At 67.7% G+C, this 9,810-nt stretch carries 10 protein-coding genes; 8 read left to right on the top strand and 2 right to left on the bottom strand.

Features of this window, described 5'->3' with window-relative positions; translation table 11 throughout:
- The first annotated feature begins 82 nt into the window (after positions 1 to 82).
- The 4 genes from sigK to ACFXHA_RS34470 all read left to right on the top strand — a co-directional run bounded on the left by sigK (position 83) and on the right by ACFXHA_RS34470 (position 3,751).
- The gene (sigK, locus tag ACFXHA_RS34485) at positions 83 to 739 is read left to right on the top strand and encodes an ECF RNA polymerase sigma factor SigK (RefSeq protein ID WP_379363643.1); all 657 of its coding nucleotides are present in this window, start codon (positions 83 to 85) and stop codon (positions 737 to 739) included.
- On the top strand, positions 736 to 1,482 hold the full coding sequence (locus tag ACFXHA_RS34480) for an anti-sigma factor (protein WP_379363641.1): 747 nt from the start codon (positions 736 to 738) through the stop codon (positions 1,480 to 1,482). The genes sigK and ACFXHA_RS34480 overlap by 4 nt, the downstream gene beginning before the upstream one ends.
- Positions 1,483 to 1,580: 98 nt before the next feature.
- Positions 1,581 to 2,777 carry a lipase family protein gene (locus tag ACFXHA_RS34475; protein WP_379363927.1) on the top strand — a complete coding sequence of 399 codons (1,197 nt, stop codon included), beginning with the start codon at positions 1,581 to 1,583 and terminating at the stop codon, positions 2,775 to 2,777.
- Between the two features lie 122 nt (positions 2,778 to 2,899).
- A complete protein-coding gene (locus ACFXHA_RS34470) occupies positions 2,900 to 3,751 on the top strand; it encodes a class I SAM-dependent methyltransferase (RefSeq protein WP_379363639.1) in 852 nt (283 codons plus the stop codon).
- Positions 3,752 to 3,763: 12 nt separating this feature from the next.
- Here ACFXHA_RS34470 and ACFXHA_RS34465 read toward each other — a convergent pair whose 3' ends face one another.
- Positions 3,764 to 4,768 (bottom strand): hemin ABC transporter substrate-binding protein, encoded by a 1,005-nt coding sequence (locus tag ACFXHA_RS34465; protein ID WP_379363637.1) that lies wholly within the window; start codon positions 4,766 to 4,768, stop codon positions 3,764 to 3,766.
- Positions 4,769 to 5,270: 502 nt separating this feature from the next.
- Between ACFXHA_RS34465 and ACFXHA_RS34460 the strand changes: the two genes are divergently transcribed.
- Together ACFXHA_RS34460 and ACFXHA_RS34455 are read left to right on the top strand one after the other, a co-directional pair.
- Complete coding sequence (locus ACFXHA_RS34460) at positions 5,271 to 6,356, top strand: sensor histidine kinase (RefSeq protein WP_379363635.1); 1,086 nt, start codon at positions 5,271 to 5,273, stop codon at positions 6,354 to 6,356.
- Positions 6,356 to 7,012 carry a response regulator gene (locus ACFXHA_RS34455; RefSeq protein WP_379363633.1) on the top strand — a complete coding sequence of 219 codons (657 nt, stop codon included), beginning with the start codon at positions 6,356 to 6,358 and terminating at the stop codon, positions 7,010 to 7,012. The genes ACFXHA_RS34460 and ACFXHA_RS34455 overlap by 1 nt, the downstream gene beginning before the upstream one ends.
- Before the next feature lie 18 nt (positions 7,013 to 7,030).
- Here the strand turns inward: ACFXHA_RS34455 and ACFXHA_RS34450 are convergent, their stop codons facing one another.
- Positions 7,031 to 7,798 (bottom strand): UbiA family prenyltransferase, encoded by a 768-nt coding sequence (locus ACFXHA_RS34450; RefSeq protein ID WP_379363631.1) that lies wholly within the window; start codon positions 7,796 to 7,798, stop codon positions 7,031 to 7,033.
- A gap of 356 nt (positions 7,799 to 8,154) precedes the next feature.
- Here ACFXHA_RS34450 and ACFXHA_RS34445 point away from each other — a divergent pair, with 356 nt between their 5' ends.
- Complete coding sequence (locus tag ACFXHA_RS34445) at positions 8,155 to 9,480, top strand: NAD(P)/FAD-dependent oxidoreductase (protein ID WP_379363629.1); 1,326 nt, start codon at positions 8,155 to 8,157, stop codon at positions 9,478 to 9,480.
- Between the two features lie 27 nt (positions 9,481 to 9,507).
- Positions 9,508 to 9,789, top strand: coding sequence for an acyl carrier protein (locus ACFXHA_RS34440; protein WP_379363627.1), 282 nt, complete (start codon positions 9,508 to 9,510; stop codon positions 9,787 to 9,789).
- Positions 9,790 to 9,810 lie beyond the last annotated feature (21 nt).

The following is a 9,810-nucleotide window of genomic DNA, read 5'->3' as shown; positions in this document are numbered from 1 at the left end:
GTACCGAAAACCGCGACCGGCAATCCGGTCGCGGTCTCGGCCGGGGCCGAACGGATCAGGAGGAAGTGCAGGTGAGTGTGCGATGAACGACGACTATCCACGGGTACTGCGACTGGTGCGCGAACCCGCCGAGACCGAGGACGCGACACCGACGACCTGCCCCGCCCGCACCGACCGCGACCGGGACGCCATGGTGCTCTCCGAGCTCATCGTGGCGATCGCGGGCGGGGATCGGGACGCCTTCACCGAGCTGTACCGACTGACCAGCCACCGGGTGTTCGGGCTGTCGCTACGCATGCTCGACAACCGGGCCTCCGCCGAGGAGATCACCCAGGAGGTCTATCTCCAGGCGTGGACGCTGGCCGAGCGCTACGACCGTCAGCTCGCCAGCCCGATGGGCTGGCTGATGATGCTCACCCACCGGCGCGCCGTCGACCGGATGCGGGCCGACCGCTCCAGCATCGGCCGCGAAAACCATTACGGCCGAACCCATACCGAACGCGAACGCGACGTGGTGGCCGAATCCGTGGAACAGCGCGCCGACCGCCGGGCGGTGCTGCAATGCCTGGGCACGCTCACCGATCTGCAACGCGAGAGCATCGGCCTGGCCTACTACGGCGGGCTGACCTACTCGGATGTGGCCAACAAGCTCGGCACGCCGCTGGCCACCGTGAAGTCCCGCATCCGGGACGGACTCAAGCGCCTCGGGACCTGTCTGACAGGAAGTGATCCACAATGACCGCCGGTGTCGGCCCGGACGTCGAACTACTCGACCTCGCCTACCCGTACGCGCTGGACGCGGTGACCGAATGGGAACGCCGCGGCATCGAACGGCGGCGCGAACACGCCGACCGATTGACCGCCGCGGAATTCGACGGCGCGGTGGCGGCGCTCTACGACACGCTCGCCGAACTCAGCGCGGCCGACATCTGCACGCCGCCGAAAACCTTGGAGACCAGGCTGATGCGCGCGGTGGACCGGGCCATCCGGGCCGCCGAGCGCCATACCCTGGAACGCCACGGCGGCCGCACCCGGCATGTCCCGCGGCTCGAACGGCTCGCGGCGGCCGTCGTACTCGTCGCTGTCGCGATCGGCGTGGGAGTCCTGGTCGGCACACACCGGCCGGGCGCACCCGAGCCGCTGCCGTTGACCGCGGGCCTGATCGCCACCCAGCCCGACGCGGTCACCCGGTCGGCGCCGATCATCGGCGGCGGCACGGTCCGCATCGAGGCCGCGCCGAAGTTGTCCGCGATGACCGTCGCCTTCGACGGGCTCGCCGCGCCGCCGCCGGACCGGGCCTACCAGGTGTGGCTGGTGGCCAATGGCGGCGAGCCGCGCTCGGCCGCGATCCTGGACGCGGTGCCCGGGCAGCCGCTGATCACGCCCTTCGGTGCGGCGGATCGGCTGGTCGTGACCGTGGAACCGGCGGGCGGCTCGCGGCAGCCGACGACGGTGCCGATCGCGAGTATCGAACTGCGATGAGGGATTTCCGCGCACCGACCAAACCATCAGCACACTCCTAGCGAACCTTCGGGAAGACCCCCTTCCCGAATGGAGTGACTGTGGACCTACGCCCTGCGATGGACCTGCGGCCCGCGCTGCGACGGACACTGGCCGGAGCCGTCGGCGCTGCCGCGCTGATGGTCGCGACATACGGACTACCAGCCGCGCAGGCCGCGCCGGTGTATCCGGCCGCGGACCCCGACGGTTTCTATTCGGCACCAGGCGATCTCGGTGCCTCCGCGCCCGGGGACGTGCTGCGCGCCCGTCAGCTCGACGCCAATAGCTGGCCAGGAGCAACGGTTTGGCAACTGCTCTTCCGGTCCACCAACTCGGCCGGTGCGCCCATCGCGGCGGTGACGACCCTGCTCACCCCGGGACCCGGGCCGCGCCCGCTGCTGTCGTATCAGCCGTTCGAGAATTCCCTCGGCCTGCAGTGCGCGCCCTCCCATGCCCTGTTCGACGGCGGCGTGCGCGAGGCGGGCGGCGTGAATCTGCTGCTGGCGCGCGGCTGGGCCGTCGCGGTCCCCGATCACCTCGGGCCGTCGAGCGCTTACGGGGCGGCCCGCCTGGGCGGGCAGATCACCCTGGACGGGGTCCGTGCCGTCAAGCGCTTCGCGCCTGCGGGACTGCAGGATTCACCGGTCGGCCTGGCCGGGTACTCCGGCGGTGCGATGTCGACCGGATTCGCCGCGGCGCTCGCTCCCGAGTACGCCCCCGAACTGCCGATCGTCGGCGTCGCCCAGGGCGGCCTGCCCGCCAACCCCGGCAAGATGGCCCAGCAGATCGGTGACCGGCCGCACCCGCTGTTCGGCCTCGGTTTCGCCGTCGCCGTCGGCCTGCAACGGGAATACCCCGACTCGCTGCCCCTCGACCGCGCCCTGACCCCGGCCGGGGTCGCGCTGCGCGACCGCCTGGCCAACTCCTGTGCCGACGACATCGTCTCCGTGGGCGCGGGTCACTCGCTCAGCGAATTCTTCACCAGCGGAATGGAATCCGAGTCCGCCACCATCGAAACAATGCACGCCAACGCCCTCGAAATCTTCCCCGGCATCCCGCGCGCCCCCATCTACCAGTGGCACGGCGCCAACGATCAGGTCCCGCTCGATCAGGTAGCAGCCACCACCGCCCGCTACTGTGCCGCCGGCACCCCGGTCCAGTTCGACATCATCCCCGGCGCCGACCACGCCACCGCGATGCTCCCCGGAGCCCTCAACGCCATCGCCTACCTCGCCGACCGCTTCGCCGGTCGCCCCGCCCCCTCCAACTGCCACTGAGCGACCGCGGAATGTGTTGTGGCGCACGCGAAAATGAGTAGTGGTCGGTCGGTAGATCGGTGATCGGATTGAGGTGCGGGGCGGTGGACTCGCCTCGTGACCTTTCGATCCGAGGGAAGTTCATGACGCAGCCGAGACCGATTATTTCCAGTGTGTCCGACGCGGAGCGGTGGGTCGCGGTGTATCGGGCCATCGAGTCCGAGCGGGCGGACGCGTTGTTCCGCGATCCGCTCGCGGGGATGCTCGCGGGGGAGGTGGGCCGGGTGATCGCCGCGGAGACCCGGGCGGTGATGGGGGAGCACGGCTGGCCGATCGTGGCCCGTACCAGGCTGATCGACGACATGGTCGAGGCGGCCGTCGGTGCGGGCTGCGATCGAGTCATCAATATGGCGGCCGGGTTGGATACCCGGCCTTACCGATTGGCCCTGCCACACGATCTGCTGTGGATCGAGGCCGATCTGCCCGCGCTGCTGGCCGAGAAGAATCAGCTGCTCGAATACGTGCCGCCGCGCTGCCGATTGATCAGACGCGCTGTGGATCTCGCCGACCCGCTGGCCCGGCGGCTGTTTCTGGACGACGCGCTGGACGGTGCGGCACGCGCGCTGGTGATCACCGAAGGGCTGGTGGGGTATCTGCGGCCCGAGGAGGTCGCGCAGCTCGCGATCGACTTCCGGCGCGCGGAAATCGCGGAGTGGGTCGTCGACATCCTGTCGGTGGCCATCGCACGGCGGCTCGAGCGCAGCGGCGCGGGACTGTTGAGCCGGGCACCGTTCACCTTCACCCCGGCCGACGGGGTGGGCTTCTTCGAGCATCACCAATGGAACGTGCTGGAGATCGAGTCGATTCTGCGGGCGGCGAGCCGGTTTCGGCGGCTCTCGCCCATGTACCGCTTCCTGTCCACACTGCCGCAACCGAATCCGCGTGGACCCGGCACCCGCATCCCGTGGAGCGCGGTCGTGCGGTTGACCCACTGAACGGGATCGGCCTCAGCGGTAGACGGCCGGGACCAGGGTGGTCAGCACCCGGCCGGTGTTGGGGCCGAAGGACAGCAGCACGGCGTCGGACATATCGATGATGCGGCCGTCGCGTCCGGCCGGGGTCTGGCCGACGCCGGGCAGCTTCAACAGCCCGGCCGGGCCGCCGATCGAGGCCAGCCCGTCGGACATCACCAGCAGGATGTCCGGTCGCGCCACGATCATCGCCTCACTGGTGATGGTGACGAACGGTTCGGTCAGCCCGGACGCGGTGCCCGCGTCCTCCGCGCCGAGCCCGCCGATCATCGCGTCCGCGCCCGAGCCGGGACCGGCGAGCATCGTCAGCGCGGTGCCGCGCAGATAGACGAAGGCGATGCGCGGCTTGGCTTTTCCGGCCGGGACGGCCGCGGTGGCGGCGGTGATCTCGGTGGCGGTGCGCTGTGCCAGCGCGATGCCCTGCTCGTGCACGCCCAGGGCATCGGCGACGGCCTGGATCTGCGGGCCGGTGCCCGCCAGCGTGCGGGTGGGGTCGAAGTACACGATCGCCACACCTGCGGCCCGCAACTGCTCGAACACCGCCGCCGTGCCGGTGGTGGTGTCGGTGAGCAGCACCGTGGGGTGCAGGGCCAGCACGGCCTCGACGCTCATGGCCTCGCCGCCGGGAGTGACATCGGTGCGGTCGAGGATCGCCGGGAGCTTCGCGGCGGTGCTGCGCCCGACCAGGCGCGCGCCCAGACCCAGCGCGTACACGGTCTGGGCCAGCGTGCCGAAGCGATCGACCGCGATGATGCGGCTCGCGTCCGAGATCGTGACGTTCGCGCCGTCGAATCCCCGTACGGTGACGGGCAATACCGGTTGCGGGTCGGTCGCGATCGGTTGCGGATCGGGATCCCGCAGGGTTGCTGTTACTTCGCCACCGCTGGTTTCCCCGGTCTGACCGGGCGTCGAGCAGGCGCTGAGCCCGACGGTGAGGGCGATTCCGAGTGCCAGGAGTGCGAGTCTGCCGCGGCGGAACATGATTTTCACGGTATCGGGCGGTAGCGCACCTGGTGCTACTCAATTTTCGAGTCACAGCGGCCGGAATCTGTTTTCCCGCAGAGATTTTCCGGTGTTCATGAGTAGTTTACCGATGAGTCGCTGTGCGGCTGTGCGGGTTCCGGCCGGGTGTCGCCGCGGGATCGTGCCCGCCGGTCGAGCTGAACTCGACGTGACGGGGATGAACGCGGGCCGACTCGTCGGCGAATTGGCCGATCCTACAGGTGTCTTCCGATGTGCGCGGGGCGGCCCGGGTGTCCGATTCGGGCCGCTGTCCGGTCGATGACCGGGCGATCCTTGGGTACAGTGCGGGTTAACCCGAAGGTATCCGTTCCGTGATATCTCGGTGCACCGGACAAGGGCATCAAAGGGGTAAATCAGACATGGCAACCGTGACACGAATGCGGAACTGGCGCTCGGGAATTCGGCACGGGGAGGATAGCCGGGCAATCGCTGATGACTCAAGCGTCCAGGAGTTCGGTGTATGAGCCAGGAACCGCGCGACGCCGCCGAGTTCGCCGCCCGCCGCACAGTGGCCGCGCGCCTGAAGATCCGGCAGCCCGACATCATCGCCAGATACCGCCGCGAGCTCGAAATGATCGGGAGCGCACTGGTCTCCAATGCCGAGGTCTGGGAGGAATGCACGAGCCAGGCCGGCCACATCATCACCGAATGCGCGGAGGCGCTCGACAACGGGGGAGACGCACACGGGGTGGACGTGCCGCTGCAGGCCATCGTGGATATGGCTGAACAGCGTGGCGGGCGCGGGATCCGGCCCGACAGTTCGGTGCGCGCGGCCATGATCCTGTTCGAGCTGGTGCTGGCCGAGGCGAGCGACGTGCTCGGGCCGGACGCGCGGCACCGGCTCGCGGACCTCGCGACCACCCTGAGCCGCAGCCTGTTCATCCGGCTCGAGGCCGGCGCCAAGGGCTACGACGCGTTCCTGCTCGATCAGATCCGCATCGTCAACGACGCCGACCGGCGCTTGCTCGCCCGCGAGATCCACGACCGGCTCGGCAACGCGCTCAGCCTCGCCATGCATCAGCTCGAGATCGTGGCGGCCGGAGAAACCAAGGGGCGCAGGGTAATCGAGGAAGCCGTCGACGTGCTCTCGGAGGCCATCACCGAGCTGGCCGCGATCACCACGGGGCTGCGCACCGTCGAAGGCGGGACCTCGCTGCGCGATGCGCTCACCGCCTTCGTGCGCTCGCTGCGGCGCACCACCCCCGTGGTCGAGATCCGGGTCAACGGGTCGCAATCCTGGGTGTCGCAGGAGGTGATGGACGAGGTGTTCCTCATCCTGCGCGAAGCCCTGCGCAATGCGTTCGCCCACGCCGAGGCGACCCGGGTCGCCGTCGAGATCGACATCGCCCCGCACGAGGTGTGGGCGCGGGTGGTGGACAACGGGATCGGCTTCGACACCACCGCGCCGCGCCGCGACAACGGCCTGGCCTCCATGAGCGAACGGGCCGAGGCGCTCTCGGGTTCGGTCACGCTCGGCTCCTACCCCGGCAGCGGCACCCGGGTGGCGCTCTGGATTCCGATTCCGCTATCGATCGACGAGGCGTGATGACCGCGATGATTTCCGTTCTGGTGATCGACGATCACAACATGCTGCGCGGCGCGCTGTGTGAAATCCTCGACCGGGAAGGCGATATCACGGTGGTCGGCCAGGCCGCCGACGGTCGCGCGGGCGTCGACAAGGCGCGGGCGCTGCAACCGGATGTCGTCATCCTCGATGTCGAGATGCCCGGTGACGACGTGCTGACCACCCTGCTCGCACTGCGGGAGGTCAGCCCCGCGTCGCGCGTGCTGATCGTGAGCATGCACCAGGACATGAGCCTGATTCGCGAGCTGGTCGAGCACGGCATCGCGGGCTACCTGCACAAGAGCGCGCGGCGCGAGACCCTGCTCTCGGCGATCCGCACCGCGGACAGCGAAGGCGAGGTCGTGGTCTATGTGTCGTGGCAGGAAGATCGCCGCACCGAGGAGAACCGGGCTGTCGCGCCCGATCAGGCACTGACCGCGCGGGAACTCGAGGTGGTCGAACTGGTCGCGAGCGCCCGCAGCAACCGCCAGATCGCCAATGCCCTCGGCATCACCGAGGGCACCGTGAAACGCCACCTGCGCAACATCTTCGGCAAGCTCGGGGCCGTCTCCCGACTGGACATGGTCAATCGGGCGACGGCCGCCAAACTCATCGTTCCGTATCCGGTGGCCGAGTGATCCGGAGGCCGAGAGCGATCAGACCGGCACACCGCTGAGCATCGCGCCGACATTGGCGGCCATCTGCGTCACCATGAACGCGCGATAGGGGCGCCGGCTCACCGGCCGGGGATCGCGGTAGCGGGTGGTGAGCGTGGCGCCGATCACCATCCCTGCCCCGAAAAGCATTGCGACACAGGGATAGGTGAGGTCGGGCAGCCGGTAGGCGGCGATCGCCAGACCCGCCGCGACGATCGCGACCACGATGGAAACCCAAGTGCGCAGCCGCATCTCGCGGACCTGGAGGGTCAGCACCCGTCGTTGCGCGGCGCGATCACCGTCCACATCGGAGAAGTCCTTGACGACCGCCCCGACGAGGCCCATCCACAACGACATCACCACGCTGAACACGATCAGGTCCGGGGTGAAGGGGGCGCCGACGGCGACGGCGCCGGCCAGGTAGGTGCACAGTCCGCCGAGCGTGACGACCACGCTCGAACCGGCCCAGTTGCGGCTGAGCCGCAGCGGCGGAACGGAATACGCGTAGCCCAGCGCGAGGAACGCGAGCACCAGGCCGAACATGAGGGGGCTCACCACGAGTCCGAGCGCCAGTGCGACGACGGCGATGCCCTTGGCCACCCGGACCGCGTCGGCGGGGTCCAGTTCGCCGCGCGACAGCGGCCGCCCGACCTCGTTGATCCGATCGTTCACGCCGTCGGCGATGCCGTTCACCAGATAGATGTGGACGGTGGTGAGAAACCAGGCAATGAGCGCGCACGCGTAGTGCAGCAGGTCGGTCCGGGTCATCTCCGAAAGTTGAGTCTCGGTCAACACCGAGGCCGCGGTGAAACGCAACAAGAACATGAATTGAACGGCCGGGCGTGCTTCAATGAAAGAAAGGTAGAGGATTCGCATTTGTTTGCCGATAGGGTAGGGCGCAGTTTTCCGAAAATATCCCGACGTCTTACTGTTGATCGCCATAAGGCGAAGTCTGGCAGATGTGGCGTGTAATGGTCCACCCGTGCGGATATCTGCAACTCGTTCCAATGCCGAGCCCTCGTACCACTTTCGATACATGCCGGATGTTCCCTTTGTGACGTTCAGTCCCGCGCTGGTCATGCCTACTCTGAGATCGGACCGTGATCAACAGTGGAGGGATGGGCATGGCAAGGGTTGCTGTGATAGGTGCCGGAATAGCAGGACTCTCGGCCGCTTATCACCTGCGTGAACAGGCCGACGTCACCGTCTTCGAAAAGGAAGCGAATGCCGGCGGGCACGCGAATTCGGTCGAGGTGACGGACGCGGGCCGCACGCTCGGCCTGGATACCGCGTTCATCGTCTACAACGAGCCGCACTACCAGAAGATAACGCAATTCTTCGCCGAGCTGGGAGTCGCCTGCCAGGCGCACCCGGGCCGCTTCAGCTTCAACAATGCAGACACCCGCACCTGCTATGTGTCGGATGATTTCGAACTCGACGAGGCGGCCATTCGGGCCAAATACCCGGAGGACTTCGTCCAGCTCTGGACCGAGGCCGAGCGGTTCTACCGTGAATCGCCCGGGCACTTCATCCGCAAGCAGGCCGAGATGTCGCTGGGTGAATACCTCACTGCCAACGGCTACAGCGACACCTTCCGCTACGGGTTCGTCGTGCTGGTCGCCACCGCCGCCTGGTCGGTGCCCGCGGACCGGATCTGGGACATGCCCGCCGCGACGGTGATCGCCTTCTTCCTCGGCCACGGCCGGGAGGGACTGGGCGGTCGTACCGCGCCGTGGCGCACGGTGACCGGCGGCAGTATCAATTACGTGCGGGCCGTGCTCGAGCGCTTGGGCGCTGCGGGACAAGACATTCGGCTGGGTACGTCGGTGACGAAGGTCGCCGAGACCGCTGCGGGCGTCGAGGTGAGCACCGGCGCGAGCGTCGAGATGGGTACCGAGGCCGGCACCGAACTCTTCGACGAGGTGATCATCGCGCTGCACGCCGATGACGCGCTGGGCGTGCTGGCCGAGCCGACCCCGCAGCAGCGGATGCTGGAGGCGATCCAGTACAACACCACCAAGGCCGCCCTGCACACCGATGCCGCCTGCATGCCCGCCGACCGCGAGCAGTGGCGCAGCTGGAATTACGCTCGCTCGGGCGACAACGACAATATGTCGACCTGGGTCGTCTACTACCTCAACCAGTTGCACGATTTCACCAGTGCGACCGATTACTTCCTGACCCTCGACTATCCGTTCGCCATTGCGCCGGAGCGGATCATTCAGGAATTCGACTACCGCCATCCGGTTTTCACCACGGAGGCGCGCAGCTTGCAGTCCAGCATTCACACCATCAATGCCGGTGATTCACGAATCAAGTTCGCCGGCTCTTATTTCCATTCTCGGAAGATGGGCATCGATATCGTGGGCAGTCACGAGTCGGGCTTCGATTCCGGTGCGGCGGCCGCGGACGCGGTGGTGCGCAGCCTTTCCGTCGACAGTGCTCGCTGACCTCTTTCCCACTTGCAGGAGTTAATCATGACCGACAAGGTCGTTGTTTCCGAACTCACCGTCGAACAGGTGGAGAACTGGCTGGCCGAGAAGATCGCGTTCAAGCTGGAGACCGAGCCCGCCGAGATTTCCGTCGACGATTTCTTCGATTCCTTCGGACTGGACTCGACCGAGGCGCTGGTGCTGGCCAACGAGCTGGAGTCCTGGCTGGGCTTCGAGCTGGAGACCACCGCGCTGTGGTACCACCCGACCATCGCCCAGCTCGCCGTCTACATCGTGACCGAGAAGGACCGCCTCGCGGCGGCCTGAGCGACGAATCCAGCCGAGGAC

Source organism: Nocardia sp. NPDC059240 (assembly GCF_042753865.1).
In the GTDB taxonomy this organism is placed as follows: Bacteria; Actinomycetota; Actinomycetes; order Mycobacteriales; family Mycobacteriaceae; genus Nocardia.
Note: the sequence above shows the minus strand (reverse complement) of the source record. Positions and strands in the feature narration are given on the sequence as shown.